Source organism: Rhizobium giardinii bv. giardinii H152, from assembly GCF_000379605.1.
GTDB lineage: Bacteria > Pseudomonadota > Alphaproteobacteria > Rhizobiales > Rhizobiaceae > Pararhizobium > Pararhizobium giardinii.
Genome location: NZ_KB902702.1, coordinates 302,514 through 320,782, shown reverse-complemented (window position 1 = coordinate 320,782; position 18,269 = coordinate 302,514). Strand labels below are relative to the sequence as shown.

At 62.7% G+C, this 18,269-nt stretch carries 15 protein-coding genes; 6 read left to right on the top strand and 9 right to left on the bottom strand.

All coding sequences use genetic code 11. The features are described 5' to 3' along the window. Positions 1–124: 124 nt before the first annotated feature. From A3AY_RS0126290 to A3AY_RS36155, 5 genes are all read left to right on the top strand, one after another. On the top strand, positions 125–604 hold the full coding sequence (locus tag A3AY_RS0126290; protein WP_018328668.1) for a formate dehydrogenase subunit gamma: 480 nt from the start codon (positions 125–127) through the stop codon (positions 602–604). Then, positions 601–2,157 (top strand): formate dehydrogenase beta subunit, encoded by a 1,557-nt coding sequence (locus tag A3AY_RS0126285; protein WP_018328667.1) that lies wholly within the window; start codon positions 601–603, stop codon positions 2,155–2,157. Before A3AY_RS0126290 ends, A3AY_RS0126285 begins: the two co-directional genes overlap by 4 nt. A gap of 230 nt (positions 2,158–2,387) precedes the next feature. Beyond that, positions 2,388–5,267 carry a formate dehydrogenase subunit alpha gene (gene fdhF / locus A3AY_RS0126280; RefSeq protein ID WP_018328666.1) on the top strand — a complete coding sequence of 960 codons (2,880 nt, stop codon included), beginning with the start codon at positions 2,388–2,390 and terminating at the stop codon, positions 5,265–5,267. Between the two features lie 240 nt (positions 5,268–5,507). Continuing rightward, positions 5,508–6,335: a formate dehydrogenase accessory sulfurtransferase FdhD gene (gene fdhD, locus A3AY_RS0126275; protein ID WP_018328665.1), complete on the top strand. Its 828-nt coding sequence runs from the start codon at positions 5,508–5,510 to the stop codon at positions 6,333–6,335. Then, positions 6,325–6,621 (top strand): formate dehydrogenase subunit delta, encoded by a 297-nt coding sequence (locus tag A3AY_RS36155; protein ID WP_018328664.1) that lies wholly within the window; start codon positions 6,325–6,327, stop codon positions 6,619–6,621. The genes fdhD and A3AY_RS36155 overlap by 11 nt, the downstream gene beginning before the upstream one ends. Here the strand turns inward: A3AY_RS36155 and A3AY_RS0126265 are convergent. Then, complete coding sequence (locus A3AY_RS0126265) at positions 6,611–7,042, bottom strand: Lrp/AsnC family transcriptional regulator (protein ID WP_018328663.1); 432 nt, start codon at positions 7,040–7,042, stop codon at positions 6,611–6,613. The genes A3AY_RS36155 and A3AY_RS0126265 overlap by 11 nt on opposite strands. Before the next feature lie 123 nt (positions 7,043–7,165). On the opposite strand from A3AY_RS0126265, the gene A3AY_RS0126260 reads away from it, so the two are divergent. Beyond that, a complete protein-coding gene (locus tag A3AY_RS0126260; RefSeq protein WP_018328662.1) occupies positions 7,166–8,269 on the top strand; it encodes a saccharopine dehydrogenase family protein in 1,104 nt (367 codons plus the stop codon). A gap of 133 nt (positions 8,270–8,402) precedes the next feature. Here the strand turns inward: A3AY_RS0126260 and A3AY_RS0126255 are convergent, their stop codons facing one another. The 8 genes from A3AY_RS0126255 to A3AY_RS0126220 all read right to left on the bottom strand — a co-directional run bounded on the left by A3AY_RS0126255 (position 8,403) and on the right by A3AY_RS0126220 (position 18,194). Then, entirely contained in the window at positions 8,403–9,830 is a 1,428-nt protein-coding gene (locus A3AY_RS0126255) for a mannose-1-phosphate guanylyltransferase/mannose-6-phosphate isomerase (RefSeq protein WP_018328661.1), read from the bottom strand. A gap of 234 nt (positions 9,831–10,064) precedes the next feature. After that, positions 10,065–10,472 (bottom strand): F0F1 ATP synthase subunit epsilon, encoded by a 408-nt coding sequence (locus A3AY_RS0126250; RefSeq protein ID WP_026203846.1) that lies wholly within the window; start codon positions 10,470–10,472, stop codon positions 10,065–10,067. 130 nt (positions 10,473–10,602) lie between these two features. Then, positions 10,603–12,123 carry a F0F1 ATP synthase subunit beta gene (atpD, locus tag A3AY_RS0126245; RefSeq protein ID WP_018328659.1) on the bottom strand — a complete coding sequence of 507 codons (1,521 nt, stop codon included), beginning with the start codon at positions 12,121–12,123 and terminating at the stop codon, positions 10,603–10,605. A gap of 25 nt (positions 12,124–12,148) precedes the next feature. Further along, a complete protein-coding gene (locus A3AY_RS0126240; RefSeq protein ID WP_018328658.1) occupies positions 12,149–13,024 on the bottom strand; it encodes a F0F1 ATP synthase subunit gamma in 876 nt (291 codons plus the stop codon). Positions 13,025–13,052: 28 nt separating this feature from the next. Further along, on the bottom strand, positions 13,053–14,582 hold the full coding sequence (gene atpA / locus A3AY_RS0126235) for a F0F1 ATP synthase subunit alpha (protein WP_018328657.1): 1,530 nt from the start codon (positions 14,580–14,582) through the stop codon (positions 13,053–13,055). Then, a complete protein-coding gene (locus tag A3AY_RS0126230) occupies positions 14,582–15,148 on the bottom strand; it encodes a F0F1 ATP synthase subunit delta (RefSeq protein ID WP_026203845.1) in 567 nt (188 codons plus the stop codon). Before A3AY_RS0126230 ends, atpA begins: the two co-directional genes overlap by 1 nt. Before the next feature lie 263 nt (positions 15,149–15,411). Beyond that, positions 15,412–15,798 (bottom strand): AGROH133_08824 family phage infection protein, encoded by a 387-nt coding sequence (locus tag A3AY_RS0126225; protein WP_018328655.1) that lies wholly within the window; start codon positions 15,796–15,798, stop codon positions 15,412–15,414. A gap of 191 nt (positions 15,799–15,989) precedes the next feature. Then, positions 15,990–18,194 (bottom strand): primosomal protein N', encoded by a 2,205-nt coding sequence (locus A3AY_RS0126220; protein ID WP_018328654.1) that lies wholly within the window; start codon positions 18,192–18,194, stop codon positions 15,990–15,992. Positions 18,195–18,269 lie beyond the last annotated feature (75 nt).

Genomic DNA, 18,269 nt, shown 5'->3' with positions numbered 1-18,269 from the left:
GAAGCGTGATTGCGGCTTTGCCCTGACCGGCCGGATGTTCTTGGAGGAGCGCCGATCAACGTGGTCTCGGCAGATTGGTCTGTATCGCCAAGCGAAACTCGTTTCAGTTCGGGAGGTCTGAACGTTGAACCTGCATCTATCAAGCCGCGATATCGGCATCAGAACGCTGGATATCGTCAGCGAGAGGAAGTCGCTCGAAGGGCCGCTTCTGCCGATCCTGCACGAAATCCAGGCCGAGTTCGGCTATGTGCCGCAGGAGGCCCTGCCGATCATTGCGCGCGAGCTCAACCTCTCGCGCGCCGAAGTCCACGGCGTCGTCACCTTCTATCACGACTATCGCGACCACCCGGCAGGCCGGCATGTCTTGAAACTCTGTCGCGCCGAAGCCTGCCAGTCGATGGGCGGCGACCAGCTTGCCGAACGGGTCAAGACCCTGCTTGGCATCGATTTCCACCAGACGACGCTGGATGGAGCGGTAACGCTCGAACCCGTCTACTGTCTCGGGCTCTGTTCCGCCGCACCCGCCGCGATGCTCGACGGCGAGGTGCATGGTCGGCTCGATGCGGATGCGGTAGATGGCCTCGTTGCGGAGGTCCGCGCATGACCGTCAGGATCTTCGTTCCCAGGGATGCGGCGGCGCTGGCGCTTGGCGCCGAGCGGGTTGCCAAGGTGCTCGCAAGCGAAATCGAAGCACGCGGCCTCGACGCGACCATCGTGCGCAACGGATCGCGCGGCCTGCACTGGTTGGAGCCGATGGTAGAGGTCGAAACGCCCGAAGGCCGGATCGCCTACGGCCCGGTCAAGTCATCCGATGTCGCCGGCCTGCTCGATGCCGGGCTGATCGAAGGTGGCAATCATGCGCTCTGTCTCGGGAAGACCGAGGAACTGCCGTTCCTGAAACGCCAGACGCGGCTGACCTTTGCCCGCTGCGGCATCATCGATCCGCTGTCGCTTGCCGACTACCGGGCGCATGACGGGCTGAAGGGCTTGGAACGGGCCGTAACCCTTGCGCCGGCCGATATCGTCGCCCATGTGACCGAGAGCGGCCTGCGTGGACGCGGCGGTGCGGGCTTCCCGACCGGCATCAAGTGGAAGACGGTGCTCGAGACGCCGGGCGTGCGCAAATACATCGTCTGCAATGCCGACGAGGGCGACTCAGGTACCTTTGCCGACCGCATGATCATGGAAGGCGACCCCTTCGTGCTGATCGAGGGCATGGCGATCGCCGGCATCGCGACCGGTGCGACCAAGGGCTTCGTCTATATCCGCTCGGAATATCCGCACGCCATCGCGACGATGACTGAGGCCGTCGAGATCGCCCACAAGGCGGGGGTACTCGGGACTTCGGTGCTCGGCTCGGCGCACGCCTTCGATATCGAGATCCGCGCCGGTGCCGGCGCCTATGTCTGCGGCGAGGAAACGGCGCTCCTGAATTCGCTCGAAGGCAAGCGCGGCATCGTGCGCGCCAAGCCGCCGCTGCCCGCCCACAAGGGCCTGTTCGACTGTCCGACCGTCATCAACAACGTCATCTCGCTCGCCTCGGTGCCGATCATCATGGACAAGGGGCCGATCTACTACAAGGACTTCGGCATGGGCCGCTCGCGCGGCACGATCCCGATCCAGATCGCCGGCAATGTCCGGCATCGCGGGCTTTATGAGGTAGCCTTCGGCCTGACGCTGGGTGAGATCGTCGACGACATCGGCGACGGCACGGCCTCGGGACGGCCAGTGAAGGCGGTCCAGGTCGGCGGCCCCCTCGGCGCCTATTTCCCGCGCGCACTGTTCGACACGCCGTTCGACTACGAGGCTTTCGCGGCAAAAGACGGGCTGATCGGCCACGCCGGCATCGTCGTTTTCGACGATACGGCCGACATGCTGAAGCAGGCGCGTTTCGCCATGGAATTCTGTGCGGTGGAAAGCTGCGGCAAGTGCACGCCCTGCCGCATCGGCTCGACGCGCGGCGTCGAGGTGGCCGACAAGATCGCCAAGGGAATCGAACCGGAAAAGAACCGCGAACTGCTGGCCGACCTCTGCAACACGATGAAATTCGGCTCGCTTTGCGCGCTCGGCGGTTTTACGCCCTACCCCGTCATGAGCGCGATGAACCATTTTCCAGACGATTTTTCGCCGGCTCCGATTGTGGAGGCGGCGGAATGATGTTCAGAGCTTGTGGCTTCACCCCCCTCTGCCCTGTCGGGCATCTCCCCCACAAGGGGGGAGATCGCATGCGACTCCGCCCCGTTGCCAGGAACAATATCGCCTTACTCGGAATGCCCGAGGGAAAAGAACAATCTCCCCCCTGTGGGGGAGATGTCACGAAGTGACAGAGGGGGGTAAAGCCTCCCCGCGCGCAAAATTTTCCGTCCTTTCCGCACAGGAGGCCGCCCATGCCCCTCATTTCTGAAATCGACTTCGGCACCCCCGCTTCCCGCTCGGAAAAGATGGTGACGCTGACCATCGACGGCAACGAGATCACCGTGCCCGAGGGCACCTCGATCATGCGGGCCTCGATGGAGGCCGGCATCGAGGTGCCGAAACTCTGCGCCAGCGACATGATGGACTCCTTCGGCTCCTGCCGGCTCTGTCTCGTGGAAATCGAAGGCCGAGCCGGCATGCCCGCCTCGTGCACGACGCCGGTGGCGCCCGGGATAAAGGTCTCCACCCAAACCCCCCGATTGAAGGATGTCCGCCGCGGCGTCATGGAACTCTACATTTCCGACCATCCGCTCGACTGCCTGACCTGTGCCGCCAATGGCGATTGCGAGTTGCAGGACATGGCCGGAGCGGTCGGCCTGCGCGACGTGCGTTACGGCTACGACGGCGAAAACCATGTCAAGGCGCGCAATGACGGCGCGATCAACATCAAATGGTCGCCAAAGGACGAATCCAACCCCTATTTCACCTTCGATCCGGCTAAATGCATCGTCTGTTCGCGCTGCGTGCGGGCCTGCGAAGAGGTCCAGGGCACGTTTGCGCTGACGATCGAGGGACGCGGTTTCGACAGCCGGGTTTCGGCCGGCATGCATGAAAATTTCCTCGAATCGGAATGCGTCTCCTGCGGCGCCTGCGTGCAGGCCTGTCCGACGGCGACGCTGACGGAAAAATCGGTGATCGAGATCGGCCAGCCGGAGCATTCGGTCGTCACCACCTGCGCCTATTGCGGCGTCGGCTGCTCGTTCAAGGCGGAGATGCGCGGCGAGGAACTGGTGCGCATGGTGCCGTGGAAGGACGGCCAGGCCAATCGCGGCCATTCCTGCGTCAAAGGCCGCTTCGCCTATGGCTATTCGACCCACAAGGAGCGCATCCTCAACCCGATGATCCGCGAGAAGATCACCGATCCCTGGCGCGAAGTCAGTTGGGAAGAGGCCCTTGCCCATACCGCCGCCGAATTCCGCCGCATCCAGTATCAGCACGGCCGCGATTCGGTTGGCGGGATCACCTCGTCGCGCTGCACCAACGAGGAAACCTATCTCGTCCAGAAGCTGGTGCGCGCCGGCTTGGGCAACAACAATGTCGATACCTGTGCCCGCGTCTGCCACTCGCCGACCGGCTACGGTCTCGGCGCAACCTTCGGCACCTCTGCCGGCACGCAGAACTTCGATTCGGTCGAACACACCGACGTCGTCATCATCATCGGCGCCAATCCGACTGACGGCCATCCCGTCTTTGCCTCGCGGCTGAAGAAGCGGCTGCGCCAGGGTGCCAAGCTGATCGTCATCGACCCGCGCCGTATCGACATGGTGTCCTCGCCGCATGTCAAGGCGTCGCATCACCTGCCGCTGCGCCCCGGTACCAATGTCGCCGTCATCACCTCGCTGGCGCATGTCATCGTCACCGAGGGCCTCTACGACGAGAAATTCATCCGCGAGCGCTGCGACTGGTCGGAATTCGAAGACTGGGCGGCCTTCGTCGCCGAACCGCATCACAGCCCGGAAGAAGTCGAAAAACTTTCCGGTGTGCCGGCCGAGGAAATCCGCGGCGCCGCCCGGCTGTTTGCCACCGGCGGCAATGGCTCGATCTATTACGGCCTCGGCGTCACCGAACACAGCCAGGGCTCGACGACGGTCATGGCGATCGCCAACCTCGCCATGGCGACCGGCAATATCGGCCGCCCCGGCGTCGGCGTGAACCCGCTGCGCGGCCAGAACAATGTCCAGGGTTCCTGCGACATGGGCTCCTTCCCGCACGAACTGCCGGGCTACCGCCACGTGTCCGACGATGCGACCCGCGACATCTTCGAAAAGCTCTGGGGCGTGACGATCTCCAATGAGCCGGGCCTGCGCATCCCCAACATGCTGGACGCCGCCGTCGACGGCTCGTTCAAGGGCATCTACATCCAGGGCGAGGATATCCTGCAGTCCGACCCTGACACCAAGCACGTCTCGGCTGGTCTCGCCGCCATGGAATGCGTCGTCGTGCAGGACCTGTTCCTCAACGAGACGGCCAACTACGCGCATGTCTTCCTGCCCGGTTCAACCTTCCTCGAGAAGGACGGCACCTTCACCAATGCCGAGCGCCGCATCAACCGCGTGCGCAAGGTGATGACGCCGCGCAACGGCTATGCCGACTGGGAAGTGACCCAGAAGCTGGCGCAGGCGATGGGCTTGAACTGGAACTACAGCCATCCGTCGCAGATCATGGACGAAATCGCCGCGACGACGCCGAGCTTTGCCATGGTCTCCTACGACTATCTGGAAAAGATGGGTTCGGTGCAGTGGCCCTGCAACGAGAAGGCACCGCTCGGCTCGCCGATCATGCACGTCAACGGCTTCGTGCGCGGCAAGGGCAAGTTCATCCGCACTGAATATGTGGCCACCGACGAGAAGACCGGCCCGCGCTTTCCGCTGCTGCTCACCACCGGCCGCATCCTGTCCCAGTACAATGTCGGCGCCCAGACGCGGCGCACGGACAATGTCGTCTGGCACGAGGAGGACCGGCTGGAAATCCACCCGAACGATGCCGAGATGCGCGGCGTGCGCGACGGCGACTGGGTGAAGCTGATGAGCCGCTCCGGCGATACGACGCTCCGGGCCCTGATCACCGAGCGCGTCGCCCCCGGCGTCGTCTACACCACCTTCCACCATCCGACGACGCAGGCGAACGTTATCACCACGGACTTCTCCGACTGGGCAACCAACTGTCCCGAATATAAGGTGACCGCCGTGCAGGTCTCGCCGTCGAACGGCCCGTCGCAATGGCAGGTCGACTACGACGAACAGGCTCGCCAGTCGCGCCGGATCGCCGGCAAGATGGAGGCGGCGGAGTAATTTTCCGATGTTCGAGTTTGCCGTGCTCACCCCCCTCTGCCCTGTCGGGCATCTCCCCCTCAAGGGGGGAGATTGGCTGGGCACGCCCACAGCGTCGCACCCCTCGGTATTGCACCTGGAACTTTCTACGAGCGCGAATTTAAATGGAGCTCGCGGAAACATCCGCATATTCCAATCTCCCCCCTCGAGGGGGAGATGTCACGCAGTGACAGAGGGGGGTGCCGTGCACTCCGTTGCCGCATGACCCCATTCAAACTCACCCAGAAGGTCTCCGAAACCGCCCGCCGCAACGGCAAGCTCGCCGCCGGCACCCGCGTCGTGCCTGAGGAAACCCCGATCGCCTTCTCCTATGGCGGCTCGACCCATGCGGTGATGATGGCGACGCCCGGCGATTTCGAGGATTTTGCCGTCGGCTTCAGCCTGACGGAGGGGATCATTGCCGATCCCGCAGAGATCGAGTCGATCGAAGCGGTGGCAGACGAGAAGGGCATCGATCTGCAGATCGTCCTGAAAGACGAGCAGAACGACGCACTCATCGCCCGCCGCCGCCATATGGCCGGGCCGGTCGGCTGCGGGCTCTGCGGAATCGAATCGATCGAGCAGGCGGTGCGCAAGACACCGTCGGTGACGGGTTCGCCGCTACGCCTCACGGAAGTGCAGATCGTCGAGGCGGTGGCGCTCTTGAACGGCCAGCAGCCGCTGCATTTCGAGACGCGGGCCGTGCACGGCGCCGGCTTCTATGTCCCCGGCAAGGGACTGATCGCCGTGCGCGAGGACGTCGGCCGGCACAATGCGCTCGACAAGCTGGTGGGGGCTGCGGCGCAGGCCGGTCATCCCGGCGCAAGCGGCGCCGTCGTCGTCACCAGCCGGGTTTCCGTCGAGATGGTGCAGAAGACCGCCATCATCGGCAGCCCCTTCATCATCGCGATTTCCGCCCCGACGGCGCTTGCCATCCGCACGGCAGACGAAGCCGGGATGACGCTGATCGCGCTGGTGCGCGGCGCCGATTTCGAGATTTTCACCCATTCAGACCGTATCCAGTCCGGAGCCATCGCCGATGTCGCTTGATCACACCAATGCCAAACTCGTGCGGATGGCGAACCAGATCGCTACCTTCTTCAAGTCGCAGCCGGAGGCCGAGCGCGTCCATGGCGTTGCCACGCATATCAACAAGTTCTGGGAACCGCGCATGCGCAAGGCGTTCTTCGAACTTGTCGAACGCGGCGATGCGGGCTTCGACCCGATCGTGATTGCAGCCGCCGATATCATCAAACGCCCCGGCAGCCCTTCTCCGGCTGCGGAGACGCCGGAGCATGTCGATCTCGCCATGCAGCAGGCCGGCTTCAGCGATTGATTCGCGTCGACAGGATGATTGACGACAGGGTCTTCTCGACACCGTCGATCTCGCCGATCCGGTCGATAACCAGGTCGAGTTCACTGATCGAGGATGCGGCAATGATGGCGATCAAATCGAAGCTGCCGCTGACCGAATGCAATGTCCGCACGTCCTCGATGGCATGAAGCTCCTGCGTCACCCGCGAAAGCGCCTTTGGCGCCAACGTGATCAGCACATGCGCCTTGACGAGCCCCTTCTCGAAATCCTCCGATAGCCGCACGCCATAGCCGGCGATCACCCCATCCCGCTCCAGCCGCTCGATCTTCGCCTGCACCGTGGTGCGCGAGAGGCCAAGCTTGCGGGCAAGCAGCGCCGTGGCCATGCGGGCGTTTTCGCTGAGCAGCGACAGAAGCTGCCTGTCCTTGTCGGCCAACGTCATTATGAACATCCTTAACGGCGATATGCCGATTATTGTACGGCATTTCTATCATATCAGCGCTTCATATCAACAGTCGAAACTCCGACAATCGCAGCAGACAGATTCACGTTTGGGGGACCCGCCATGAAAAACATCGTCGTCATCGGAGCCGGCAAGATCGGCTCGACCATCGCCCGGCTTCTTGCCCATTCCGGCGATTACCACGTCATGCTCGCCGACCGCAGCGCCGAGCAGCTTTCCCAGATCGAAAGGCACGACGCGATCACCACCGCCGAGATCGACATTGACGACGGCAACGCGCTGGTCGGCCTGCTTGCCGGCAAGTTCGCGGTTCTCAGCGCTGCTCCGTTCCATCTGACGATCGCGATCGCCGAAGCCGCCTCCAAGGCCGGCGTCCACTATCTCGACCTCACCGAAGACGTCGAATCGACTCGCCGGGTGAAGGCCATCGCCGAAACTGCAAGCACCGCCTTCATCCCGCAATGCGGCCTGGCGCCAGGTTTCATCTCGATCGTCGCCAATGATCTTGCCCATCATTTCGACACGCTCGACAGCGTGCGCATGCGCGTCGGCGCCCTGCCGCAGTACCCCTCCAATGCGCTCAACTACAACCTGACCTGGAGCACGGACGGCGTCATCAACGAGTATATCGAGCCCTGCGAGGCGATCGTCGAAGGCCAGCTGATCGAAGTTCCGGCGCTCGAGGAACGCGAGGAGTTTTCGCTCGACGGCGTCACCTACGAGGCATTCAACACCTCCGGCGGCCTCGGTACGTTGTGCGAGAGCCTCAAGGGCAAGGTGCGCACGCTCAATTACCGCACCATCCGCTATCCCGGCCATGCCGCGATCATGAAGGCTCTGCTCAACGATCTCGGCCTGCGCCACCGCCGCGACGTGCTGAAGGATATCTTCGAGAACGCCCTGCCCTCGACCATGCAGGACGTCGTCATCATCTTCGTCACCGTCGCCGGCCGCAAGGATGGCCGCCTCGTGCAGGAAACCTACGCCAACAAGGTCTACAGCGCCGTCGTCGCCGGCCGCATGATGAGCGCCATCCAGATCACGACGGCCTGCAGCATCTGCGCCGTGCTGGACATGCTGGCCAAGGGCGAACTGCCATCGAAGGGCTTCATCCGCCAGGAGGAAATCGGCCTCGACGCCTTCCTCAAGAGCCGTTTCGGCCATTACTACGAACAGAAGGCCTATGCGGACAAAATGGCAGGCTGACCGGCGGGGCGGCATTAACAAGACCATGGACCGCAGCGCCCGGGATCGTCAAAATCCCGGGCGCTTTCGTATTCATCGTTCAGGACATTTGCAGGAGCTTGCGTGGCGTCGAGGCCCCATGTGCCCCGAAACTCTAGGTCCGGCCGAATTCGTCGGCCAGCCGGACAGTATCATCGTCCTTGAGATAGGAACCGGTCTGCACCTCGATCAGTTCCAGAGGGATCTTGCCGGGATTGGTCAGCCGGTGCACGACGCCCTGCGGGATATAGACCGACTCGTTTTCGTGCAGCAGGCGGGTCTCGTTACCGATGGTGATTTCCGCCGTGCCGCGCACGACGATCCAGTGCTCCGAGCGATGGTGATGCTTCTGCAGCGAGATCTTGCGGCCGGGTGTGACATGGAGCCGCTTCACCTCGAAGCGTTCGCCGCTCAGCACCGAGGAGACGTCACCCCAGGGGCGATAGGACGTCGGGTGGGTTTCCGTCAACGGCCGCGTCTTGGCCGACATGGCGAGCTTCTTGACGATCTTGCCGACGTCCTGGCTGTCCTTGAGGTGCCCGACATAGACGGCGTCCTCGCTGGCGATAACGGCGACATCCTCCAGCCCGTGCACGGCGAGATGAATATCCCGCGACAGGACGAGAGAGTTGCGGGTGTTGCTCACCGAAGCGTTTTCACCAACGACATTACCCTGTTCGTCCTTTTCGCCGATGGCCCACACCGAGTCCCAGCTGCCAAGGTCGGACCAGCTGAAGGATGATGGAACGACTGCCGCATCGGCCGTATTTTCAAACACCGCATAGTCCACCGAAATGTCCGGTGCCTGCGAGAAGGCCGCCTCATCAAGCCGGTCGAAGTCGAGATCGTGCTTCTTATCCTGGATCGCCCGCAGCGCCGCATCATGAACGGCCGGCGCATAGCGCAGGATTTCCGCGAGGAACCGGCCGACGGGCAGCATGAACATGCCGGAGTTCCAGAGATAGCGGCCGCTCGCCAGCAGTTCCTCGGCGCGTTCACGGTTCGGCTTCTCGACGAAGCGGGCAACGGTTTTTGCGCCCGTGTCGAGATCAGCACCCGTTTCGATGTAACCGTAACCGGTCGCCGGTTCGGTCGGCCGGATGCCGAACGTCACAAGCTTGCCGGCCCGGGCGGTCTCCCGCGCGATGCGGATGCAATCGAAATAGTGGTCGCCGGCGTCGATCTCGTGATCCGACGCGAGCACCTGCATGATCGCGTCATCGCCATATTCACGCTGGACGGCAAAGGCGGCCGCGGCAAGTGCCGGCGCCGTATTGCGGGCGATCGGCTCCAGCAGGATGCTCGACAGAGGCGCTTCGAGCGCGCGCGCCTGCTCGGCAACCATGAAGCGGAATTCGGCATTGGTGACGACGACAGCCGGCGTGTACCACTGCGGATCGGACACCCGCTGCAAGGTCTTCTGGAACAGCGAATGGTCGCCGAGAAACTGGAGAAACTGTTTCGGCGCCGCCGATCGCGACAGCGGCCACAACCGCGTTCCTTTGCCACCGGCCATGATGACCGGCACGATCTTCGAAGGCATGCGTATCCTCTTGTCCCTTGTCGGGCGGCCCGCCCGAAATACAAAAAGTCTGCGAAGGACGCAGCCTACCGGAAAACGATCGTTAGTGAAACCATCTCGCAAATGCGGGAATTTAGAAACAAAGCCTTAGCGCGGTAGTGGCCGTCCGGAAAATGGATATGTCGCGTCAAAATCGAAATGGTGGTTATTAAAAAACCCCGCCGGAGCGGGGTTGGAAAGTCATTCATTAGCCTTTCAGAAGGCGACTAGAATGCCGTTCAACTGGGTGAGCTCGGTCAGGAACGTCTCGGCCCTCGTACGCTGTTCGTCGCCATGCGCAATGCCCTCGAGTTCGTTCTTGGCGGCCTCGATCCGTTTCTCGATCAACGTGCGATCGACCTCCTCGACAGGAACGGCCGATTCGGCAAGCAGTGTGCAGCCCGTCGGCAGGATGTCGGCGAAACCGCCGAATACGACGTAACGGCTGACCTTGCCGTCGGCTGCCTTCACGGTCACGACTCCGGGCTTGACCGTCGTCATCGTCGGGGCGTGATTGGCCATGACGGTCATCTCGCCTTCCGTTGCCGGAATGACGACTTCGCTGACGCGCTCGGACAGCAGCAGGCGTTCCGGAGAGACGAGTTCGAAATTGAAATCAGCCATGATCATTCGCTTCTTTTGGAGCTACCGGCCAAAATCCGCCAGTAGAGAATTCCGTTCGGTACAGCCGGACTTATCCAACCGCAGCGATTGAAGATCGGGGCGAGCCTTGGTCCGCCCCGATCGAAACGCATCAAGCGGCTTCGGCAGCCAGCTTCTTGGCCTTTTCGATTGCTTCCTCGATGGAGCCGACCATGTAGAAGGCGGCCTCCGGGAGATGGTCGTAGTCGCCGTTGACGAGGCCCTTGAAGCCCTTGATCGTGTCTTCGAGCGCAACCAGCTTGCCCGGCGAACCGGTGAAGACTTCGGCGACGAAGAACGGCTGCGACAGGAAGCGCTCGATCTTGCGGGCGCGGGCAACGGCCAGCTTGTCTTCTTCCGACAGTTCGTCCATGCCCAGGATGGCGATGATGTCCTGGAGCGACTTGTAGCGCTGCAGGGTCGTCTGCACCTTGCGCGAGACTTCGTAGTGCTCTTCGCCGACAACCATCGGGTCGAGCATGCGCGAAGTCGAGTCGAGCGGGTCAACAGCCGGGTAGATACCCTTTTCGGCGATCGAGCGCGACAGAACGGTCGTCGCATCGAGGTGGGCGAACGAGGTCGCAGGCGCCGGGTCGGTCAAGTCGTCGGCCGGAACGTAGATGGCCTGAACCGAGGTGATGGAGCCCTTGGTCGTCGTGGTGATGCGTTCCTGCATCTGGCCCATGTCGGTGGCGAGCGTCGGCTGATAACCCACGGCCGAAGGAATACGGCCGAGAAGAGCCGACACTTCGGAACCTGCCTGGGTGAAGCGGAAGATGTTGTCAACGAAGAACAGAACGTCCTGACCTTCGTCGCGGAACTGTTCGGCGATCGTGAGGCCCGTCAGAGCGACGCGAGCGCGCGCGCCCGGCGGTTCGTTCATCTGGCCGTAAACGAGGGCAGCCTTCGAGCCTTCGCCGCCGCCATGCTTGTTGACGCCGGATTCGATCATTTCGTGGTAGAGGTCGTTGCCTTCGCGGGTACGTTCACCCACGCCTGCGAACACCGAGTAACCACCGTGCGCCTTGGCGACGTTGTTGATCAGTTCCATGATGAGAACGGTCTTGCCGACGCCGGCGCCGCCGAACAGGCCGATCTTGCCGCCCTTGGCGTAGGGAGCCAGAAGATCGACGACCTTGATGCCGGTGACGAGGATCTGCGCTTCGGTCGACTGCTCGACGTAGCTTGGTGCTTCCTGGTGAATGGCGCGTTTGCCGGAGGTGACCAGCGGACCCGCTTCGTCGACCGGCTCGCCGATGACGTTCATGATGCGGCCGAGCGTTTCCAGACCGACCGGAACGGTGATCGGGGAACCCGTGTCGGTGACCGGCTGACCGCGGACCAGACCTTCGGTCGAGTCCATGGCGATCGTGCGGACGGCGTTTTCGCCGAGGTGCTGGGCAACTTCGAGAACAAGGCGGCTGCCGTTGTTGTCGGTTTCCAGCGCGTTCAGGATCGCCGGCAGCTGGCCTTCTTCGAAGGTTACGTCGACGACGGCGCCGATGACCTGCGTGACGCGACCGACTGCACCCGCCGATGCGATGACTGCGGATGCCTTTACAGCCGCAGGCTTGCGGGCTGCTGCGGGCTTCTTCGCCGCTGCTGTATCTGTGGGGGTAGCTGCCTTAGCCATAATCCTTACCCTCTTGTCCTAGACCTTAGAGCGCTTCCGCGCCCGAAATGATTTCAATGAGTTCCTTGGTGATCTGAGCCTGGCGCTGACGGTTGTAGGAAAGCGTCAGCTTGTTGATCATTTCACCGGCATTGCGCGTGGCGTTGTCCATCGCGCTCATCTTGGCACCCATTTCGCCGGCAACATTTTCGAGCAGAGCCCGGAAAACCTGCACCGAAATGTTGCGCGGGATGAGATCGCTGAGGATCTCGCCCGCGTCGGGCTCGTATTCGTAGATTGCGCCGGTATCGGCGACCGCTTCCGCCGGAGCCGCCGCCGGGATCAGCTGCAACGTCGTCGGAACCTGGCTGATGACCGACTTGAACTCCGAATAGAACAGCGTGCAGACATCGAACTCGTCCTTTTCGAACAGGCCGATGATCTTCTTGCCGATCTGGTCGGCGTTCTCGAAGCTGATCTTCTTGACTTCGCGCAGGTCGACACGGTCGATGATCAGCGACGAGAATTCGCGACGCAGGATATCGAAGCCCTTCTTGCCGACGCAGATGATCTTCACCGTCTTGCCTTCGGCAAGCAGCTTGCGCACGTGGTCACGAGCGAAGCGGGCGATCTGCGAGTTGAAGCCGCCGCAAAGACCGCGTTCCGCCGTGCAGACCACCAAGAGGTGCGTCTCGTCGCGGCCGTTGCCGGTCATCAGGCGCGGCGCGCTGTCGTCCGAACCGACAGCCTGAGCGATGTTCGAGAGAACCGCGCTCATCCGCTGCGAGTAAGGCCGGGCGGCCTCGGCCGCCTCCTGGGCACGCCGAAGCTTCGCCGCGGCGACCATTTTCATCGCCTTGGTGATCTTCTGCGTCGCCTTGACGGAGGCGATCCTGTTTTTCAGATCCTTAAGTGAAGGCATCCGTTATTCCGTCCTTAATGGAACCCGATCAGGCGAAGGATTTTGCGAAGGCGTCGAGAGCAGCCTTGAGCTTGCCCCTGGTGTCGTCGCTGATGGCCTTTTCCGTGCGGATCGTATCGAGAATGCCCTTGCCTTCGGAGCGCATGTACGAAAGCAGACCCTGTTCGAAGGCGCCGACCTTGTTGACGGCGATCTTGTCGAGGTAGCCGTTCACACCCGCGAAGATAACAGCGACCTGCTCTTCGGTCTTGAGCGGCGAGAACTGCGGCTGCTTCAGGAGTTCGGTCAGGCGCGCGCCACGGTTCAAGAGGCGCTGCGTTGCAGCGTCGAGGTCCGAACCGAACTGGGCGAACGCGGCCATTTCGCGATACTGGGCGAGTTCGCCCTTGATCGAGCCGGCAACCTGCTTCATCGCCTTGACCTGGGCGGCCGAGCCGACGCGGGAAACCGACAGACCAACGTTAACGGCCGGGCGGATACCCTGGTAGAACAGGTCGGTTTCAAGGAAGATCTGGCCGTCGGTGATCGAAATCACGTTGGTCGGAATGAACGCCGAAACGTCGTTGCCCTGGGTTTCGATGACCGGCAGAGCCGTCAGCGAACCAGCACCCTTTTCGTCCGACAGCTTTGCAGCGCGCTCGAGAAGGCGGGAGTGCAGGTAGAAGACGTCGCCCGGATAGGCTTCGCGGCCCGGCGGGCGGCGCAGAAGCAGCGACATCTGACGATAGGCGACGGCCTGCTTGGAAAGGTCGTCGTAACCGATCAGCGCGTGCATGCCGTTGTCGCGGAAGTATTCGCCCATAGCAGCGCCAGCGAACGGTGCGAGATACTGCATCGGAGCAGGATCGGAGGCCGTCGCAGCAATAATGATCGAGTACTTCAGGGCGCCACGCTCTTCAAGCACCTTGACGAACTGGGCAACCGTCGAACGCTTCTGGCCGATGGCGACGTAGACGCAGTACAGCTTTTCCGCTTCCGGGCCGTTGTCGTGAATGGCCTTCTGGTTCAGGATCGTGTCCAGAATGATGGCGGTCTTGCCGGTCTGGCGGTCGCCGATGACGAGCTCGCGCTGGCCGCGGCCAACCGGGATCAGGGCGTCGATAGCCTTGAGGCCGGTCGACATCGGCTCATGTACCGACTTGCGCGGGATGATACCCGGAGCCTTGACGTCAACGCGCGAGCGCTGCTTGGCATTGATCGGGCCCTTGCCGTCGATCGGGTTGCCGAGCGCGTCGACGACGCGGCCGAGCAGTTCCGGACCAACCGGCACGTCAACGATGGCGCCAGTCCGCTTGACGGTGTCGCCTTCCTTGATTTCGCGGTCGGCGCCGAAAATAACGACACCGACGTTGTCGGCTTCGAGGTTCAGCGCCATGCCACGAATTCCGCCTGGGAATTCAACCATCTCGCCGGCCTGGACATTGTCCAGACCGTAGACGCGGGCAATACCGTCACCGACGGAAAGCACCTGACCGACTTCGGAGACGACTGCCTCCTGGCCGAAGTTTTTGATTTGATCTTTCAGAATTGCGGAAATTTCCGCGGCGCGGATATCCATCAGCCGACCTCTTTCAGTGCAAGCTTAAGGCTCGAGAGCTTTGTGCGAAGGGAAGTGTCAATCTGGCGGGACCCGACCTTGACGATCAAACCACCGAGAATAGACGGATCGACGGTGACGTTGACCGCCACGTCTTTGCCGGTGACGCCCTTGAGCGCCGCCTTCAATTCAGTTTGCTGCGCTGCCGTGAGCGCATGGGCCGAAGTCACCTCAGCGGAAACCTCGCCCCGATGACGGGCGGCGATTTCGCGATACGACTTGACGATGCCGGGAACCGCGAACAGGCGGCGATTGCGTGCAACGACTTTCAGGAAGTTGCCTACCAGACCCGTGATGCCGGCCTTCGCGACGATCGCGGAAATGGCCTTGAACTGGTCGTCGGCGGAAAAGACCGGGCTGACAATGAGGCGCTTCAGATCGGCACTGTCATCGATCATGCGCTGGAATGCGTCCAGATCAGACCCGACGCTCTCCACCGCTCCCGCTTCAAGCGCGAGATCGAAAAGCGAAGACGCGTACCTTTCTGCAACACCGGAAATAAGCTGGGATGTGTCTGCCACGGGCACAAACTTCTCTTATTTTAATCCAAGGGCGATGTCTGCGGAGAAACCGTAAACCCAACACCTTGAATTTGTTGCTATATTTTTAAGGATGCGCAAGCCGGGCGGCCTGCTTCCCCCACAAGTCGCGGTTCGTCTAGCATAGGATATCTGGACTCGCAACACGCGAACGGTACGAATGCGTGATAAGTCTGCATCGTTTTGGCCGAATTTCGCCAAAAATGGGGTATGAGCTGGCGAAGTCGTTGTGCGCCCGCCGCAAAACCTCGTCAGACGAGGCCGAAGACGTAGGCCAAGGGCAAGGCCGCGAGCACGATTTGAACGCTCAGGAACAACCAGTTCATGACGGTGTTGCCGCCGTCCGACAGCATCGACAGGATGCGGCCGAAAGCGGCGAGAGCGAAGGCGGCACCGAGCGCCAGATACACCATCGGCTGGGCGAGAAGCAGGGCGGCGATGCCGAGGCCAAGATGAAAGCCACCCATGGTCGAGCGCGCCTCGGCGTAGCCACCGCGCCGACCCTCGCGCAAATCGATGCCGACGACCCGATAGGCGAGACCGGGCGCAAAGAGAAAGACAACCCCGATCAACGCCGTGACCACGGCCGCGCAGAACGCCAGAAATTCTCCTGTTTCCGCCGGAATGTAGAACTCCATGGTGCGCCCCTCGCCACTCGCTCAGCCGAATCGCTTATCGCACAGACGGATTCTTCCGAAAAGGCGATCATGGTTGCGGCATGCGCCCCACATCACACATCTATTGGAACGCAGGTATCATCCCTTTTTCGCCTCAGATCTGCGAAGCAGGGGTAATTCCTACGGAAGGGAGACCGGCCGATACTGTCGCCTCACAGAAAACTCTGCGGGTCGATATCGAGCTGCACGCTGACGGAGCCGCGCACTTTCGGACCGCTCGCCATCATCGTCTTCACGAAGGCCTGCATGTCGCTGTTGCGGCGGCCGTGCACCAGGAGCCGGAAGCGGTGACGGCCGCGGATCAGCGCGAGTGGCGCCTCGGCCGGCCCGAGGATGCTGATGCCGCTGACGCGGGGTGCGGCCTGCCGCAAGCCGCGCGCGTGCGCTTCCGCATCGGCGCGGGTATCGGCCGAGACGATGACGGAGGCCAGGCGCCCGAATGGCGGCAACAGCGCCTTTTCGCGCTCGTTGATCTCCCGCTCGTAAAACGCTTCCGAATCGCCCGAGACAATCGCCTGCATCACCGGATGCTGCGGCTGGTAGGTCTGCAGCAGGCCGAGGCTCTTCAGGCCGGTGCGCCCCGCCCGACCCGTCACCTGGCTGAGCAGCTGGAACGTTCGCTCGGCCGCCCGCGGATCGCCATTGGCAAGGCCGATATCGGCATCGACGATGCCGACGAAGGTCATCATCGGGAAATTATGGCCCTTGGCGACGAGCTGCGTGCCGACGACGATATCCGCTTCGCCGCGGGCAATGGCCTCCAGTTCCAGACGCAGCCGCTTGACGCCCATCAGATCGGAGGAAAGCACGATGGTGCGGGCATCGGGGAAATGCCGGTCGACCTCTTCGGCGATGCGCTCGACGCCGGGACCGCAGGCAACCAGATGATCGAAGGTGCCGCATTCCGGGCAGCTCTCCGGCGTCCTTTGCGCATAGCCGCAATGATGGCACTGGATCTGCCCACGGAACCGGTGCTCGACCAGCCAGCTCGAGCAATCGGGACACTGGAAGCGATGGCCACAGACGCGGCAGAGCGTCAGCGGCGCATAGCCGCGGCGATTGAGGAACAGCAGCGCCTGCTCGCCGCGCCCGACGGCCTTGCCGATCTGGTTGAGCAGCACCGGCGACAGGAAGCCGCCGCGCTCCGGCGGATGCCGGCGCATGTCGACGACGCCGAGGTCCGGGAGTGCGGCGTCGCCGAAGCGAGTCGGCAGGTGGATCGGCCTGTAGCGGCCGAGATCGCCGTTCACCCGGCTCTCGACCGAAGGCGTCGCCGAAACGAGAACGATCGGGAAATTGCCGATGCGGGCGCGCACCACCGCCATGTCGCGCGCATTGTAGAAGACGCGGTCTTCCTGCTTGTAGGCCGGGTCATGCTCTTCGTCGACGATGATGAGGCCGAGATTTTCGAACGGCAGGAACAGCGCGGAGCGCGCGCCGGCGACGACACGGACACGACCCTCCGTCACCTGCCGCCAGACCTTTTCGCGTGTGCGCGGCGCAAGATCCGAATGCCACTCGGCAGGCTTGGAGCCGAAGCGGTCCTGGAAACGCTCCAGAAAACTCGCCGTAAGCGCGATTTCCGGCAACAGGATCAGCACCTGCTTGCCCGCCCTCAGCGTCGCCGCGATCGCTTCGAAATAGACCTCGGTCTTGCCGGAGCCGGTGATGCCGTCGATCAGCGAGACGGAAAAACCGCCTGCCGCGACACTCTCCAACAAGTCCTGCGCCGCCTGTTTCTGCGGTCCCTCGAGACGATGCTCGACATAGTCCGGGTCCGGCACAGCCACGACCGGCGGCGGCGCCATGAAGACCGTCTCGAACACGCCCTGCGCCACGAGCCCGTCGATCACGCTCGACGAGGTTCCCGCCGCATGGGCAAGGCCCGAGCGCGTCCAGGCAAAGCCGTTATCGGCGGCGGCTATCACCCGCTCGCGCGCTGTCGTCATCCGTTCGGGCCGCGTGTCGGTGAGCCGCAGCCCCTCGATCATCGGCTCCGGATCGAAGGCAGCCGGCGCGCGCAGCGCCATGCGGGCGACGAGACCGGGTGGCGAGACGGTATAGGTTGCGACCCAGTCGATGAAAGCGCGCATGTCCTTCCCGAGCGGCGGGCAGTCGAACACCTGGGTAACGGCCTTGAGCTTCTTCGGGTCGACGCCGCCATCATCCGTGCCGTCCCAGACGACGCCCATGACCTGGCGCGGTCCGAGCGGCACCTGCACGATCGAACCGGGTTCGACGGCCATTCCTTCCGGCACCGTATAGGAGTATGCTTTCGGAGCGGGCATCGGCACCAGCACGGGCACGACCCGGCGGGCGAACAGGCCGTCAAACAAATCGGTCGAATCTTCGGTCATCAGCCGTGACCTTGCCTGCGGATTGCGTTAAAGAAAACCCCCGAAACATCAAGCAGCCCGCGCATCCCAAGGGAG